At 73.5% G+C, this 15,316-nt stretch carries 15 protein-coding genes, 1 tRNA gene and 1 pseudogene; 4 read left to right on the forward strand and 13 right to left on the reverse strand.

Annotation, left to right across the window (positions count from 1 at the left end):
* Window positions 1–252 precede the first annotated feature (252 nt).
* The 3 genes from AB0I71_RS29755 to AB0I71_RS29765 all read right to left on the reverse strand — a co-directional run bounded on the left by AB0I71_RS29755 (window position 253) and on the right by AB0I71_RS29765 (window position 2,761).
* Window positions 253–717, reverse strand: coding sequence for a MarR family transcriptional regulator (locus tag AB0I71_RS29755; protein WP_357590236.1), 465 nt, complete (start codon window positions 715–717; stop codon window positions 253–255).
* A 56-nt stretch (window positions 718–773) separates the two neighbouring features.
* Window positions 774–1,952, reverse strand: coding sequence for a PP2C family protein-serine/threonine phosphatase (locus AB0I71_RS29760; RefSeq protein WP_357590238.1), 1,179 nt, complete (start codon window positions 1,950–1,952; stop codon window positions 774–776).
* A gap of 62 nt (window positions 1,953–2,014) precedes the next feature.
* Window positions 2,015–2,761 carry an SAM-dependent methyltransferase gene (locus AB0I71_RS29765; RefSeq protein ID WP_357590240.1) on the reverse strand — a complete coding sequence of 249 codons (747 nt, stop codon included), beginning with the start codon at window positions 2,759–2,761 and terminating at the stop codon, window positions 2,015–2,017.
* A 136-nt stretch (window positions 2,762–2,897) separates the two neighbouring features.
* Between AB0I71_RS29765 and AB0I71_RS29770 the strand changes: the two genes are divergently transcribed.
* The 3 genes from AB0I71_RS29770 to AB0I71_RS29780 all read left to right on the forward strand — a co-directional run bounded on the left by AB0I71_RS29770 (window position 2,898) and on the right by AB0I71_RS29780 (window position 4,566).
* Window positions 2,898–3,779 carry a universal stress protein gene (locus tag AB0I71_RS29770; RefSeq protein WP_357590242.1) on the forward strand — a complete coding sequence of 294 codons (882 nt, stop codon included), beginning with the start codon at window positions 2,898–2,900 and terminating at the stop codon, window positions 3,777–3,779.
* A gap of 110 nt (window positions 3,780–3,889) precedes the next feature.
* Complete coding sequence (locus AB0I71_RS29775) at window positions 3,890–4,105, forward strand: phosphatidylethanolamine-binding protein (RefSeq protein ID WP_203995879.1); 216 nt, start codon at window positions 3,890–3,892, stop codon at window positions 4,103–4,105.
* The gene (locus AB0I71_RS29780) at window positions 4,102–4,566 is read left to right on the forward strand and encodes a hypothetical protein (RefSeq protein ID WP_357590244.1); all 465 of its coding nucleotides are present in this window, start codon (window positions 4,102–4,104) and stop codon (window positions 4,564–4,566) included. The genes AB0I71_RS29775 and AB0I71_RS29780 overlap by 4 nt, the downstream gene beginning before the upstream one ends.
* Before the next feature lie 70 nt (window positions 4,567–4,636).
* Here the strand turns inward: AB0I71_RS29780 and AB0I71_RS29785 are convergent, their stop codons facing one another.
* A complete protein-coding gene (locus AB0I71_RS29785; RefSeq protein WP_357590246.1) occupies window positions 4,637–4,840 on the reverse strand; it encodes a hypothetical protein in 204 nt (67 codons plus the stop codon).
* Between the two features lie 129 nt (window positions 4,841–4,969).
* Between AB0I71_RS29785 and AB0I71_RS29790 the strand changes: the two genes are divergently transcribed.
* Window positions 4,970–5,617 (forward strand): hypothetical protein, encoded by a 648-nt coding sequence (locus AB0I71_RS29790; protein ID WP_357590248.1) that lies wholly within the window; start codon window positions 4,970–4,972, stop codon window positions 5,615–5,617.
* A 6-nt stretch (window positions 5,618–5,623) separates the two neighbouring features.
* Here AB0I71_RS29790 and AB0I71_RS29795 read toward each other — a convergent pair whose 3' ends face one another.
* The 9 genes and pseudogenes from AB0I71_RS29795 to AB0I71_RS29835 all read right to left on the reverse strand — a co-directional run.
* Window positions 5,624–5,809: a hypothetical protein gene (locus AB0I71_RS29795; protein WP_357590270.1), complete on the reverse strand. Its 186-nt coding sequence runs from the start codon at window positions 5,807–5,809 to the stop codon at window positions 5,624–5,626.
* A gap of 72 nt (window positions 5,810–5,881) precedes the next feature.
* A complete protein-coding gene (locus AB0I71_RS29800) occupies window positions 5,882–6,079 on the reverse strand; it encodes a hypothetical protein (RefSeq protein ID WP_093402430.1) in 198 nt (65 codons plus the stop codon).
* Window positions 6,080–6,124: 45 nt separating this feature from the next.
* The gene (gene selB / locus AB0I71_RS29805; RefSeq protein WP_357590250.1) at window positions 6,125–7,879 is read right to left on the reverse strand and encodes a selenocysteine-specific translation elongation factor; all 1,755 of its coding nucleotides are present in this window, start codon (window positions 7,877–7,879) and stop codon (window positions 6,125–6,127) included.
* Between the two features lie 2 nt (window positions 7,880–7,881).
* A complete protein-coding gene (gene selA / locus AB0I71_RS29810) occupies window positions 7,882–9,186 on the reverse strand; it encodes an L-seryl-tRNA(Sec) selenium transferase (protein WP_357590252.1) in 1,305 nt (434 codons plus the stop codon).
* A 20-nt stretch (window positions 9,187–9,206) separates the two neighbouring features.
* Window positions 9,207–9,302 (reverse strand) — tRNA-Sec (locus AB0I71_RS29815).
* 56 nt (window positions 9,303–9,358) lie between these two features.
* Entirely contained in the window at window positions 9,359–10,378 is a 1,020-nt protein-coding gene (gene nrfD, locus AB0I71_RS29820) for an NrfD/PsrC family molybdoenzyme membrane anchor subunit (protein ID WP_357590254.1), read from the reverse strand.
* Entirely contained in the window at window positions 10,375–11,334 is a 960-nt protein-coding gene (locus tag AB0I71_RS29825) for a 4Fe-4S dicluster domain-containing protein (RefSeq protein ID WP_357590268.1), read from the reverse strand. Before AB0I71_RS29825 ends, nrfD begins: the two co-directional genes overlap by 4 nt.
* Before the next feature lie 107 nt (window positions 11,335–11,441).
* On the reverse strand, window positions 11,442–14,735 hold the full coding sequence (fdh, locus tag AB0I71_RS29830; RefSeq protein ID WP_357590256.1) for a formate dehydrogenase: 3,294 nt from the start codon (window positions 14,733–14,735) through the stop codon (window positions 11,442–11,444).
* Window positions 14,736–15,122: 387 nt separating this feature from the next.
* Window positions 15,123–15,316 (reverse strand): annotated as a pseudogene (locus AB0I71_RS29835) (hypothetical protein); the annotation flags it as partial.

Genomic DNA, 15,316 nt, shown 5'->3' on the forward strand with positions numbered 1-15,316 from the left:
CTCTGGTCCGCCGTGCGGCGTCGTACGCGTTGTCCAGCCGGCTGATGCCGGCGCCCCCTGTGATCCCCTGTGGGATCGGTCCCCTGACCCGCCGTCCATCGTCGATGATCACGGGCCGGTCGAATGCGCTGCCACTATAACGGGCCGGCCGCGTGCTTCTGCTGCCCAGCGTGCCCGTGGCGGGTGCCAGTCGGTACCACTGTGACGGGTGTCACCACCGGTAGGCCGTCCTAGGATACTAGTTGGAGAGGTTCAGGCGCTGCGAGCGGACGCTGACGCCTTCGCGGTCTCCACCACCGACGCTGCCTGCCCGAACGCCACAAGCGCCCGCAACAGGTCCTGCTGCCCCCGGACCGGCATCCGTTCAAGCACCGCCCGCACCGCCTCGTGCCGGCGCGAGCGCACCTCCCCCAGCAGCACCTCGGCGGCCGCGGTCGGGACCAGGCGCACCTCCCGGCGGTCCCGTGGGTCAGCCGTCCGGCGGACCAGCCCGATCGCCTCCAACCGGTCACAGAGCCGGCTGGCCGAGGAGGGCACCACGTCCAACAGCTCCGCCAGCCGGTTGACGTTGATCTCCGGGCGGGTGCTCAGCAGCGACAGCACCCGCAGCTGGGTCGGCGACACCGCGAGCCGGTGCCGGGAAACAGCGGAGTCGAGCACGCCCACCAGCGCCTCCGCGGCCGCGTCGATCGCCGCGGCGAGATCCGGTCGCTCCACCCGATGTCCCCTGCGATTGTCCCGCTGGTACTGCACCGACTCGCCGGACGGGCCGGTCAACCCTGTTCCCGGCCGACCGCGCCACGCCAGTCCAGGCAGACGACGACCGCGTCGTCGCGCAGGTCGGTGTCCGCGTGGAAGGTCTGCAACTCGCGCATCACCGTACCAACCGCCTCGGTCGGCGGCTGCAACCGTGTGGCCCGCATCGCCCGGGCCATCGCCCGCTCGCCGTACGTCTCCCGGCCACTCGGATCGGCCGCCCACACCCCGTCGGAGACGACGAACAACCGGTCCCCCGGGTCGAGATCGAACTCCTGAAGGTCATAGCGGGTCTCACCGAACATGCCCAGCGGTAGCTGTTGTTCGAGGGCGACCCGGGAGACCGTACCGCCGCGCAGCCGCACCAGATGCGGTGAGCCGGCGTCCACCGCCCGCACCCGTCCGGTCGCACAGTCCAGTTCGAGCAGCAACGTCGCCACGTGCCGGTGCCCCCGGTGCTGGTAGTAGACCGTGTCGGAGGCCAGCTCGGCCTGTTCCACCAGACCGCCACCGGAGCGGCGGGCGTTGCGCATCGCGTTGACGGTCACCGCCGTCAACAGCGCGGCGGCCAGCCCGATGCCGTCGCCGTTGAGCACGGTGACGGTGAGCCGGCCGTCATCCAGGGACCAGTCGAAATGGTCACCGCCCACCGTGTACGCCGGTTCCAGCTGACCGGCCAGTTGGAAGGAGTCGTGGCTGACACTGCGCCCCGGCAGCAGTTCCCACTGCAACTCGGCGGCCATGCTCAGCCGCTCCCGCCGCCGGGCCCGCCGGTAGCGGTCGGTCTCCCGGTCGGCCGCCCGCAGCGCCATGGCCACGTCCCCGGCGATGTCGACCGCCGCGCGTACCACCGTCTCCGACGGCTCGGCGGCCAACTCGACAATGAGGACCCCCAGCCGCTCGCCCCACACGGACAGGGGAAGGTGCAGCCGGCACCGCCCGTCCTCACCGGACTCACGGACCGGCTGCTGACTGCTGAAGCAGCGCTGCACCGTACCCTGGACCGCCGGGGTGTCCACGCCGGGCCGGCGCGAGTCGAACACCGGCCACAGCCCGCTGATCCGGTAGTCGGCGATGAACACGGCGGTGCCCGACGCGCCGAGCGCCGACCGGATGGCCAGGTCGGCGGCCTCGACCACGCGGTCGGGCGGGGCCTCGCGCAAGGCGCGGGAGATCCCCGTGGGCGCATCCGCCATGACCATCCTCCGAAAATACTTGCTCTGGGGCAAGCATCATACGGAGGCGGATCCACCCATGGTCACCCGGCCGACCGCACCGCAACCGCACCGTGGAAGGCATCCGGCAGCTGCGCCGGCTGACCCTCCGGCCGCCAGTGGGTCACCGGTACGATCCCGTCCCGGGTGGGCGTCCACCGACCGAGCAACGGGGCGAACGCCGCCGGCGGGCGCATCCGGAACGCCGGGCCCATCATCGCCAGCGCCTCCGGATGCGCGGCGAGTTCCTCGGTGTCGAAGTCGATCGCCAGCTGGCTGCCGGGTGCCACCGCCGTGTACAGCTCGTCCAGGGTGCGGGCGAGGGTGTCGTCGTCGAGGAACGCCGCCAGGCCCAGGAACACCACCCCCACCGGTCGTCGGCCCCAGCCCGGCACGAACCGGTGCAGCAGCGCCGGGTCGACGGTGCCGATGTCGGTGGCGTCGCCGAAGCCGTAACCCGCCCGGTCGCTGCCGGCCAGGATGCGCTGCCCGAGACGGATGGTCACCGGATCGACGTCGGTGTAGAGGACCGTCGCCTCGGGTGCCACCTCGTGCACGTTGCCCATCGTCGGCACCCCGGCACCGAACACCAGGAAGCCATCCACACCGGTGGCGGCGATCGCGCGTACGGCACGGCCGAGGAAGGCGCGCAGCGCCCGGAAGACCGGAGCACACGGGCCGTACGCCTGCTCGAAGGCTCGGGCGGCGGCCACATCCACCGGATAGTGGTGCGCCCCACCGAGCCAGAAGTCAATCATCCGTGCGGTACTCGGCCGGTCGGGCTCCACCATCGACGACGCTCCCTCCCAGGCACTGGTCGCCAGCGTACCGACAGCACGTCGCTCGCCGGTATCGCCCCGCAGGCCACCGCGGACGGCGATACTGACCCAAATCGGTCCCGATGACGGCCCGGCACGGGAGGCGACGGTGAACTCGGCGAGCGGCTCGGCGGTGGTGGTCGGTGTGGACGGCTCCGAGCCCGCCCTCGCCGCGGTACGACTGGCCGCCGCGGCGGCGGCCCGCCGCGACCGGCCGCTGCGGGTGGTGCACGCCTTCATCTGGCCGACGCTGCACTCCCCCGTCCGGCCGGCCACGGAGGGCGCCCCCGACGGAGGTCTGCGAGCCCGGGCGGAGCAGCTGGTCGCCGCCGCTGTCGAGGAGGCCGAGGCGGCCGCGCCGGGGCTACGGATCACCGGCGAGATCGTCGACGGTGAGGCCACGGCCGTGCTGCTCGCCGAGGCGCCCACCGCGGCGATGGTGGTGCTCGGTGACCGGGGCGGAGGTGGGTTCGCCGCGCTGGTGCTCGGCTCGGTCGCGGTGAAGTTGGCCGCGTACGCCGACTGTCCGGTGCTGGTGGCGCGCGGCGCGCCGCAGACCGACGGGGCCGTCGTGGTCGGAGTGGACGGCTCCGAGTCGTCCCGCCTGGCCGTGGAGTTCGCCGTCCACGAGGCCGCCCTGCGGGGTGCCTCGGTGCTCGCGCTGCACGCCTACCGGCACCCGGTGTCCACCGGCCCGGGTGACATGCAGCCCCTGGTGTACGACGAGTCCGAGTTGCGGGAGGACGAGGACCGCGCGGTGGCCGAGTCCATCGCCGGGCTGACCGAGCGGTACCCGGAGGTGCGGATCACCCGGGAGTCGGTGCGGGGTCGCGCCGCCCGGGTGCTCACCGACGCCTCCCGCCAGGCGCAACTGCTGGTGGTGGGTGGGCAGGGACGTGGTGAGGTGACCGGTTTGCTGCTGGGTTCGGTGAGTCAGTCGCTACTGCACCACAGCCACTGTCCGGTCGCGGTGGTACGCGGCCCCCGGTGACCGGTCGGCACGGTTGGCGGCGGTCCAGGCGGGTAGACGGGCCGCGTACGCCACCGGCGACGACCAGAGGGGTCACCGACGCCAACCGGCGACGACCAGAGGAGACAGCGATGCCAGGACCTCGACCCGGCAGCAATGCCTACGACAAGCAGCGCGCCCGCCTCCGCAACGCCATCGACGGCTCGGGTCGGCGCACCCCGGACCAGAAGGCCGACGAGGCGGCCAACCGGATCCTGCGGGAGGATCAGGGCCGGCGCGGCATCGTGCGGGGCGAACGCACCTACGGGCCGAAGGGCAACCGCGAGCCCGGAGATCCGAAGAAGTGAGGGCCGCCGACCTGACCGACGGCCTCATCGCCGGGGCCGTCGGCACCACCGCGCTCAACATCGTCACGTATCTGGACATGACGGCCCGGGCCCGGCCGGCCAGTCAGACCCCGGAGCAGAGCGCCGGGAAACTGGCCGGCGCCGCGCATGTGCCCCTCGGCTCGCCGGAGCAGGCGGGTAACCGGCGCAGCGGCCTCGGTGCCCTGCTGGGCTACGGGCTGGGCGCGGCCGCGACTGTCGGCTTCGCGCTGCTGGCCCGGGGGCGCCGGCAGCCGGTGCTGCGGGCGGCCGCCCTGCTCGGCGGGGGCTTGATGACGCTGTCGGACGGATCGCTGACCCTGCTCGGGATCACCGATCCGCGTACCTGGCGGCGGGTCGACTGGATCGCCGACCTCGTCCCGCACCTCACCTTCGGGTTGACGGCCGCAGCCACCTGGAACCGGCTGCGGCCGTCGGAGTAGGCCCTACGGCAGGTCGCCCGGGACGCCGGCTGGGTTCGGCGTAGCGGGCACGGCCGCATGGAAGCGCGACCTAGCGGTGGTCGCTGTCGTCCTCGGCGACCGGTTGGCCGCTGGGACCGTACGGTGACACCTGGCCGTGCGGCACCGGGCGGCCGGCGTCCCCGCGCGAGGAACCTCGGTTGCGGGGATGGCCCGCCGGGTCGGGGCCCTTGTTGTCCTGGCTGGTCTCGCCGAGGGCGTTGCGCCGGAGTTCCTGCTGCTGCGGGTTCGTCACGGTCGTCTCCCTTCGCCGGTGCGCGGCGCGGCGCCGCGTCACCCGCGGCTTACCCGCCGCTGCCGGCGGCATTCCGGCCGGGCGGCCATGGCGAGGGCTATCCGGGTCGGCGGTGGGTACACCCCGAGGATGGGCGACCAACGGGCGCTGGCGCGGGCCCTGCTGACCCGCCGCACGTACGCCGAGGAGGCGGGCATCGCGCTGGCCGACCGACCGGCGCCGCTGTACCAGCTGCTGGTGCTGGTCACCCTGCTCAGCACCCGGATCCGGGCGCAGGTGGGGGTGGCGGCGGCCCGGGAGCTCTTCGCGGCCGGCTACCGCACCCCGCAGGCGATGGAGGCCGCGAGCTGGCAGGAACGGGTCGACGCGTTGGGGCGCGGCCACTACCGCCGCTACGACGAGCGGACCGCGACGATGCTCGGCTCCGGTGCCCGGCTCTGTCTGGATCGCTGGCACGGCGACCTGCGGCGGCTGCACCGGGAGGCGGCCGGTGAGCCGGCACAGTTGCGCCGGCTGCTCACCGAGTTCCCCGGTATCGGACCCACCGGCGCGGACATCTTCCTGCGCGAGGTGCAGGCGGTCTGGCCGGAGTTGCGCCCGTACGCCGACCGGCGGGCGGTGGCCGGCGCGCGGCGACTCGGTCTGCCCGCCACCACGGACCGGTTGGCCCGGTTGGTCGACGACGTCGACTTCGGCCGGCTCGCCTCGGCGCTGGTGCGGGTCGCTCTCGGCGAGGAGTCGGCCGGGCAGATCAGCCGGGGTGTGGCCGCCCGCTGAGCGTCGTCACTTCGCCGCGTCGCCGCCGGGTCTGGTCAGGTACCACACCAGCAGCGAAGCCAGCAGTGCCAGCACCACCAGCCCACCGGAGAGGCCGCGACCCTCCTCCGGGGACCGGCCGGTGGTGCCGAAGTAGATCACGGCGAGGCCGGCCAGCACCGCGACGAACTTCCGGATGCCTCGGTCCTTCACAGCTGGCACGGTACGAAAACCGACCCGGATCCGTCCGCAATTATCCGAATTTGTCCCCCGAACGGGGAACGCTCAGTCGACCTCCAGGTCGTCGAGGGAGATCTTGTGACTCATCAGCCACCGGGCCAGCGCCGACATGCCGAACAGCCACAGCGGCGCGGACTCGGTCGTGCCGTTCGTCGCGTAGACGGCGAACCGCAGATCCGGCGCACGGTACGCCTCGATCCGCCACCGGTGCTGCCGGTCCCGCCACACCGCGGAGGGATCCATGCCGTCACGGTAGGTGCCCGGCTGCGGTCCCGACCGACGATGTGCTCAATCCACCACCACCCGGGCGTCGTCGGGTAGTCGACGGGTCAGTCCCTGCCGGTCCAGCAACTCCAGCAGCGGCACCGCCACCCGGCGGGTCGTGTCCAGCGCCTGCCGGGCGGCGCTGAGCGTGAACGGCTGCGGCAGTCCGGTCAGCACCCGAACCGCCTGCTGCGGTGCGCTGGGCAGCAGCAGCACGTTACCGGTGAGCCGGAGCAGCGCCCCGGCCCGCACCGCCGCGCCGATCTCCCGGGTACCGAGCCCGACGGCGGCGAGCCGGTCGGCGTCGGGGGCACGGAACGGATGCGCCGCGTAGTCGTCACCCACCAGGGCCAGCGCGCGGGCCAGCGGCTCGGGCAACGACGCCGCGCCGGGCGCCACCACCCGACCGGCGACCAGCCGCAGCGGCGGCCGGACCAGGGCTTCGACCAGGGTCCGGTCCGGCAGGTCGAGGTGTCGGCGCAGTTCCTCGACCGGGGCACCCGGCGCCAGCGGATGCGTGCGGGCGTGCTCGGCCACGGCCAGGGCGAGCCGATCACCCAACCGCAGCCAGTGCTCCGGATCCGCCAGCCAGTCGCCCGCCACGGGAGCGACCGTCACCGGCACACCCGCCCTGACCAGGTCAGCGACCCGGGCCAGCCGCCGGCGGCGCAGCTCGCCGACGATGTCGGGGCGGCCGTCCAGGGTGGCCAGCACAGCCGCCCGGGCCGCCGCAGCACCCCGACGCCCCAGCGGCGGCGGCAACACGTCGAGCACGGTGACCCCACCGGCGACGTACCGGCGACCCGGATCACGCAGCAACGCCCGGTCCCCCACCAGCAGCGGCAGCGGACGGCCCAGCCGCAGCCGGGCGGTGTCCGTGCCCAGCGGGCGGACCCGCACCGGAACCCCGGCCGACCCGACATGCAACGTCAGCGTCGCCGGCAGCTCGGCCACCGGAACCCCGGCCAGCCGCACGTCGACCAGGTCGGTGCCCCGAAACCGACCCGGGGTGAGCAGGGCGTCGCCGCGGCCGACCCGGTCGCGGGCCACACCCCGCAGATTGACCGCCACCCGCGCCACCGGCACCGCCTCGTCGCAGGCGGCACCGAGCCGGTGCAGGCCCCGGATCCGCACCGGTTCGCCGCTGCCGGCCAACTCCAGTTCGTCGCCGACGCGCAGCCGCCCGCCGCCCAGGGTGCCGGTGACCACCGTGCCGCTGCCCCGCACCGTGAAACAGCGGTCGACCCAGAGCCGGACCGGGCCGTCGGCCACCGGGACCGGCACCCGGTCGGCCAACCGGTCCAGCGCGGCCCGCAGCTCGGACAGGCCGGCACCGGTGACGGCGCTGACCGGCACCGCCTCCACCTCACCGAGCGAGGTCGCCGCCAGCTCCGACCGGGCCACGGCCAGGGCCGCCGCCGGATCGGCCAGGTCCGCGCGGGTCACCACCAGCAGGCCGTACCCGACTCCGAGCGCGTCCAGGGCGGCCAGGTGCTCGGCGGACTGCGGCATCCAGCCCGCGTCGGCGGCGACCACCATCACGGCGGCCGGCACCGGGCCCACCCCGGCCAGCATGTTCGGCACGAACCGTTCATGCCCCGGCACGTCGACGAACGCGACGGTACGACCCGACGGCAGCGCGGTCCAGGCGAACCCGAGGTCGATGGTCATGCCGCGGCGGCGTTCCTCAGCCCAACGGTCCGGTTCCATTCCGGTCAGCGCCCGCACCAGCGTGGACTTGCCGTGGTCGACGTGCCCGGCGGTGGCCACCACCAGCATGGTCAGTCGTCTCCCGGCACGGCCAGCACCGCGGCGCGCAGCAACGCGTCAGCCCGCTCGGGCACGCAGCGCAGGTCGAGCAGCAACCGGCCACGGACCACCCGGCCCAGCACCGGCGGATCACCGGTACGCAGCGGGCCGGCGTAGCGCTCGGGCAGGCTGAGGGCCCACGAGTCCAGTTCGACGCCGGGTGCCCCGCCGCCGCCGACCACCGCCACGGACGGCACCACCTCGACCTTGCGGCCGTCGGCGGCGAGCGCGTCGCGCAGCCGTTCGGTCCGCTCGCGCAGCGCCGCCACGTCGGCGTGCAGGGCCCGGCGGGTCGGGGTGGCCAGGTCACCGAGCGTGCCCGCGAGCGCGGCCAGGGTCAGTTTGTCCACCCGCAACGCCCGCGCGAGGGGGTGCCGGCGCAGCCGCTCGACCAGCTCGGCGGTGCCGAGCAGCAATCCGGCCTGCGGGCCACCGAGCAGCTTGTCGCCGCTGGCGGTGACGAGCGCCGCCCCGGCACGCAGGGTGCTCGCGGCATCCGGCTCGTCCGGCAGCAGCGGGTCGGGTACCAGCAGCCCGGAACCGATGTCGACGACCACCGGCACGCCGAGCGCCGCCAGCCGCCGCACCGGTACCGCCGAGGTGAAGCCGGTGACCCGGAAGTTGGACGGGTGCACCTTCAACACGAAGCCGGTATTCGGCCCGACGGCGGCGGCGTAGTCGGCGAGGGTGGTCCGGTTGGTGGTGCCCACCTCGCGCAGCCGGGCACCGGTGCTGGTGAGCAGGTCGGGCAGCCGGAAACCGTCGCCGATCTCCACCAGTTCGCCCCGGCTGACCACGATCTCGGCGTCGGCGGCGAGCGCCGTGGCCGCCAGTACCAGCGCGGCAGCGCCGTTGTTGACCACGTGCACCGCCTCGGCGGCCGGCACGGCGGCGGCGAGGGCGTCAAGCGCGTCCCGCCCACGGCGGGCCCGCCGCCCGGTGCCCAGGTCCAGCTCGACGTCGGTGTACCCGGCGGCGGCGGTCACCGCGGCCAGCGCGGCCTCGGAGAGGGCGGCCCGCCCGAGGTTGGTGTGCAGCACCACCCCGGTGGCGTTGAGCACCACCCGCGGCACGGGCGGCGGCAACGCGGCCAGCGCGGCGTCGCGTACCTCTGCCGGGTCGATCTCACCCCGGCGGGCCCGCTCCTGGGCCTGCCGCACCGCGCTGCGCACCCGGTCGCGGCCAACCGCGACGGCGGCTGCGACCAGCGACGGCTCAGCCAGCAACGCGTCGGTACGCGGCACCCGGCGCCGCGGGTCCGCGCCGCCGTCGCTCATCGGTTCATCTCCTCGCAGGCTGGCGGAGACGGACGGGAATCGAACCCGCCTGGCCCGGATCCCGGACCACACCGGTTTTGAAGACCGGGAGGGGCACCAGCCGCCTGAACGCCTCCACCGGCCATTGGATCACAGCTCGGCGGCGGGCGTCCGGCCGAGTCGGCACCGCCGGCTACCCGCCGGGTTCGGCCGCCCGCCGGTCGAGTCGGGCCCGCTGCGGCAACACCGTGTACTTCGGATCGCGGGCCGAGGCGACACCGGCGTGGAAGACCCCGAAACGGGTCGCCACCGAAGCGGCGAGCAACGCGACACCGGAGACCGCCGACACCAGCCGGCTCCGCCGGCCCAGCACCGCCCCGGCCACCCCGGCGACGGTGAGCGCCCGCCCGGCGCGCAGCAGCCGGCCGGCCCGACCCGTCCGGTAGGGCTCACCCAGCAGACCGAGGCGACCCTCCACCCGGTGCGCGCCGAACAGCTCCAGTCCGGCGCCGGCCACCGCCATCCGCCGCGCCGGGCCCGCCTGGGCCGGCGGCACGGCGAGCAGACCCACTCCCGCGCCGCTGGCCAACGCGCTGCCCGCGAAGACGAACGGCAGGTCGGCGTACGCCTCATGCCAGGACGGCACCGCCGTGTCGGCCAGCAGCACCGCCGTGTACGTGCCCAGGGCCGGTGCGACCAGCGCGGCGGTCAGCCCGGCGGCCCGTCCCACCGGCGGCAACGCCCGACGGGCCAGCCCGAGCGGGCCCCGCCTGGGCAGCAGCGGCGCCACCTCGGCGACCGCGGCCAACCCGGCAGCCGGACCGTACGCGGTGAGGATCCAGGTGCCCACCGACATCGGCGAGGTCGGCTTGGCCACCCGCAGCATGTGGTGGAACCGTTCCGGCCGGCCCAGGTCCTTGACCAGCAGACCGGCGCTGGCGGTGACCGCGGCCAGCGCGGCGACCCGGCCGGCACGGCGTACCCCGGCGCGCCCGCTGAGCTGCCCACCCGCCGCGAGCAGCGACGAACCGGCGGCCAGCCCGCCGGTGAACAGGTAGGCGGCGATCTCCCACGTCCACACCGGCGGCTTCAGGATCGGCCGGCCGTAGTACGAGGTGAACTCGGCCGGCGGCACGGCCAGCTCCTCACCGGCCCGACGGCCCGCCCGGAAGCGACGGAACCGGTCACCGACGGCCGGTCGGTCCGGGTTCACCGCCGGCCGCCGAGGAACGCGCCGACTGCCGCCGCCGTCATGGCCAGCGCGGCCAGCCCCGCGCGGCGCCACATCGCCGGCAGGTCCCGGGTGGTCACCTGCGGATCCGGGGGCAGGCCGTACACCTCCGGCTCATCGAGCAGCAGGAAGAACGCGCCGTCGCCGCCGACCCCGTCGTGCGGGTCGTGGCCGTAGAGCTGCGCCTGCGGCTCCCCCCGCTCCCGCAACGTGGCGACCCGCGCGGCGGCCCGTTCCCGCAGCTCGTCCAGGGGGCCGTACTGGATGGACTCGGTCGGGCAGGCCTGCGCGCAGGCCGGGGTCAGCCCCGCGCCGATCCGGTCGTAGCAGAGGGTGCACTTCCACACCCGGCCGTCGTCCGCCCGCCTGTCGATCACCCCGTACGGGCAGGCCGACACGCAGTAGCCGCAGCCGTTGCAGGTGTCCTCCTGCACCACCACCGTGCCGAACTCGGTGCGGAACAGCGCCCCGGTCGGGCAGACGTCGAGGCAACCGGCCCGGGTGCAGTGCTTGCACACGTCCGACATCATCAGCCAGCGGAAGTCGCTGCGCTCCTCGGCGCTGCCGGTGCGTCCGGGTGGCCCGGCCGCCGGCATGCCGAGGAACTCGGTCATCCGGGCGGCGACCGGCGGTTGGCCGGGCAGCACACCCGGCTCGGTCCCGGTCGGGTTCGTGGTGCCGGCCGACCGGGCGGCGGAGGCCGCACCGGCCGGGTCGCCAGTCGGGTTTCCGGCGAACGACCCGGTGGCGTGCCCGGCGGGCCGGGGCTGTTCGACGAAGGCGACATGCCGCCACGAGTTCGCCGTCAACGCGCCGGTGTTGTCGTATGACATGCCCAGCAGGTCCAGCCCGGAGGTGGGTACCCCGTTCCACTCCTTGCAGGCCACCTCGCACGCCTTGCAGCCGATGCAGACGCTGGTGTCGGTGAAGAAGCCCATCCTCGGCGGCGCGTCGACCCAGCCGGCCGCGGTCGCCGGATCGGCCGCCCCGGCGGCCGGTGCCGACGACGACGCGGGCGCGGCGGGCCGGCTGCGCGGATCGGCCATCAGGGGTTCCCCTCTCCGTCGCCGGTGGACCGGGGTGGATCGACCGGCACACCGGGGGTGACCGCCGGCGGCAGGACACCGGGCACGATGCCGGCCCTGCTGCGGTAATCCTGCACCAGTTCCCGCAACGCCGTTCCGGTGGGCCGGCGTCCCGGCCGCACGTCACAGGTACCGATCTTGCTCTCCTGGATCAGCACGTTCGGGTCCAGGGTGATGCCGAGCAGGTCGTTCGCCGAGTCCCCGGTGACCAGCCCCTCGAAGCCGAAGTGGTACGGCAGCCACAGCTGGTGGATCACCCGGCCGTCCACCGACAGCGGCACCAGCCGATCGGTGACCAGCACCCGTGCCTCGATCGCCGCGCGGGCGCTGATCAGGTGCGCCCAACCAAGATGGGTCAGCCCGGCCAGCGCCGCCAACTCCGGGGAGACCTCCACGAACATCTCCGGTTGCAGTTCCGCGAGCGGGGCGACGGTACGGCTCATCCCGCCCGCGGTGTGATGCTCGGTGAGCCGGCTGACCGTGAACACGTACGGGAAGACCTGGTCGTGCTGCTGCGGCGGGCTCGGGTTCGTCGAGTTCACCGGATGGGAGTACATCTTGCGAGTCGGGTTGGCCTGTTGGCCGTAGAGCGGATTGCGCACCGGCGACTCGGCCGGCTCGTAGTGCGTCGGCAGCGGCCCGTCCAGCACCCCGCTCGGCGCGTACAGCCAGCCCTTGCCGTCGGACTGCATGATGAACGGGTCGTCCCCGGCCAGTGCCGCCGGCCCCGTGGCACCCTCCGGCGGCCGGTACGACGGCGGTTTCGTCACCTCGAAGTCCGGCACGTCGCGGCCGGTCCACCGCCCGGCGTCGGCGTCCCACCACACGTACCGCTTCCGCTCGCTCCACGGGTGGCCCTGCGGATCGGCGGAGGCCCGGTTGTAGAGCAGCCGCCGGTTCGCCGGCCATGCCCAGCCCCACTCGGCGGCCACCCAGTCCTGCTCGTGCCCCGGCCGGCGCCGGGCCGCCTGGTTCACCCCGTCGGCGTACACCCCGGTGTAGATCCAGCAGCCGATCGCGGTCGTCCCGTCGTCCCGGGCCTCGGTGAAGGCCGACAACGGACGGCCACTTGTCGTGTCGTATCCGTTGATCTCCCGCAGCACCGCCTCGGCATCGGGCTCGGCGTGCCGGCCGTGCGTGGGATAGTTCCAGGTCAGGTCGAGCAACGCGCGGTCGCGCGGCAGGGTCGAGCCGGCCAGCTTCTCCCGAATCCGGCGCCCCAGGTGGTAGAAGAACCACAGCTCGGAGCGGGCGTCGCCGGGCGGGTCCACGGCCTTCTCCCGCCACTGCAGCAGTCGCTGGGTCTGGGTGAAGGTGCCCTCCTTCTCCACATGGGAGGCCGCCGGCAGGAAGAACACCTCGGTGGCGCACTGCTCCGGCACGATCTCACCGGTGGCGACCTCGGGACCGCGCTGCCAGAACGTGGCGCTTTCGATCATGAACAGGTCGCGGACGACCAGCCAGTCGAGGTTGGCCATGCCCAGCCGCTGGGCCCGGCCGTGCGCCGAACCGACCGCCGGGTTCTGGCCGAGCAGGAAGTACCCCTTCACCTTTCCGTCGATCATGTTCAGCACCTGCTGGTAGGTGCCGTGATCGCCGGTCAGCCGGGGCAGACGGCCGTAGCAGAAATCGTTCTCCGGGGTCGCCGCGTCCCCCCAGTACGCCTTCAGCAGGCTGGCGGCGTAGGCGCGGGCACCACCCCAGAATCCCTTCTGGCTGGGGTGCCGGATGCTGTCCACCCAGGCGTCGAAATCGGGATGCCGGGCGTGGTGCGGCATCGGCAGATAGCCCGGCAGCAGGTTGAACAGGGTCGGAATGTCGGTCGAGCCCTGGATGCTGGCGTGCCCGCGCAGCGCCATCACCCCACCTCCGGGCCGACCCACGTTGCCCAGCAGGAGTTGAATGATCGCCCCGGTGCGGATGTACTGCACCCCGACGGTGTGCTGGGTCCAGCCGACCGAGTAGATCAGGCAGCCGGTGCGCTCCCGCCCGGAGTTCTCCGTCCAGGCGCGGGCCAGCTCCAGGAACTTCTCCCGGGGTACGCCGCAGACCCGTTCCACCATCTCCGGGGTGTAGCGGGCGAAGTGCCGCTTGAGGATCTGGTACACGCAGCGCGGGTGTTGCAGGGTCTCGTCCCGCCGCACCTGGCGGGCGACCGGCGCACCGTGCGACTCGTGGCGCAGACCCGCCGCGGTCTCCCGCTCCTCGCCCGTGTGGCCACTGCCGGAGTCCCGCTCGTGGCCCGCGTACTGCCAACTGTCCTGTACGTAGCTGGCGGTCGCCGGGTCGAAGCCGGAGAAGATCCCGTCGGCGTCCTCGGCGTCGACGAAGTCGTCACTGACGATCGTCGCGGCGTTCGTGTACGCCAGCACGTACTCCCGGAAATCCAGCTCGTTGCTGAGGATGTGGTTCACCACCGCGCCCAGCAGCGCGATGTCGGTACCCGCCCGGATCGGCAGGTACGCGTCAGCGACCGCGCTGGTACGGGTGAACCGCGGGTCGACGTGGAAGACCTTGGCCCCGCGTCGTTTCGCCTCCATCACCCACTGGAAGCCGACCGGATGGGCCTCGGCCATGTTGGAGCCCTGGATGACGATGACGTCGGCGTTGGCCACGTCCTGTTGAAAGTCCGTCGCGCCACCGCGACCGAAGCTGGCCCCCAGACCGGGGACGGTGGCGGAGTGTCAAATACGGGCCTGGTTCTCGATCTGAAGCGCCCCCATCGCGGTGAACAGCTTCTTGATGAGGTAGTTCTCCTCGTTGTCCAGGGTGGCCCCACCCAGACTGGCGATCCCCAACGTACGGTTCAGCGGCCGACCCTCGGCGTCGGCGTCCTCCCACGTCTCGGCGCGGGCCGCGAGCACCCGGTCGGCGATCATGTCGAGCGCGGTGTCGAGGTCCAGGTCCTCCCACTCGGTGCCGTACGGCCGCCGGTAGCGCACAGTGGTCTGGCGCAGCGGACTGGTGACCAGGCTCCGGCTGGCGGCGCCCTTCGGGCAGAGCCGACCCCGGGAGATGGGGCTGTCCGGGTCACCCTCGATCTGCGTGACCTGGTCGTCGGTGACGAAGACCCGCTGCCCGCAGCCGACCGCACAGTACGGGCAGACGGAGCGCGCGACCCGGTCGGCCTCCTGCGTGCAGGCGGTCAACGCGGCGCTGCGGGTCGAGCACGCCGCCGCACCCCGGCCCAGGGGGTCGGTGCCGGTGAGCTGCCGGTAGACCGGCCAACCCAGCAACCTGTCCCGCAGTCCCACGCTCGACACCTCCGGTCTCGACCTTAGGACAGCGCGCCGGGATCGGCGACCCACCTACCGGAACACTCCACGACATCGCCCCCGGCCCGAGATCGGGCCGGGGGCGACGAAGGTGCCGGTGTGCAGGTCGCCTCTCGGCGAGTGGCGCGACGCGGCTCCAGCCGAACGGTATTCCGCGAAGGCAATTTAGGTGAGGCCCGGGGACACTGGATCACACCGACACCCGAGTCAACAGGTTACCCGCTCCACTTCTTCCTACCCCTGTCGTGACCGCCGCCACAGTTGCGGCGTACGGACCCACCGAGGCCCGCCGGCCGGCGCCCTGGTTCGGGTGCCGGCCGGCGGTCTTGTTTCCCCCTGTGGAGGAATGTCTGTGGTTGTGGGTGCTCAGCTGTTCCAGTGCTGGGCGACGAGGTCGGCGGCCTGCTGTTCCCACTGGGCGTAGTGGTCGGGGTAGGCCGAGACCTGCACGGTCTGCGCGGCCTGGGTGAGGGGCATGTCCTGCCAGCCGTCGACCTGCTTGAGGCCCTTGAGGAACGCCAGGGTCGAGTACTCAGGGTCGGTGATCTGCTCGACCGTGC

The sequence above is a fragment of the Micromonospora sp. NPDC049891 genome, from assembly GCF_040660295.1.
Lineage (GTDB): Bacteria > Actinomycetota > Actinomycetes > Mycobacteriales > Micromonosporaceae > Micromonospora.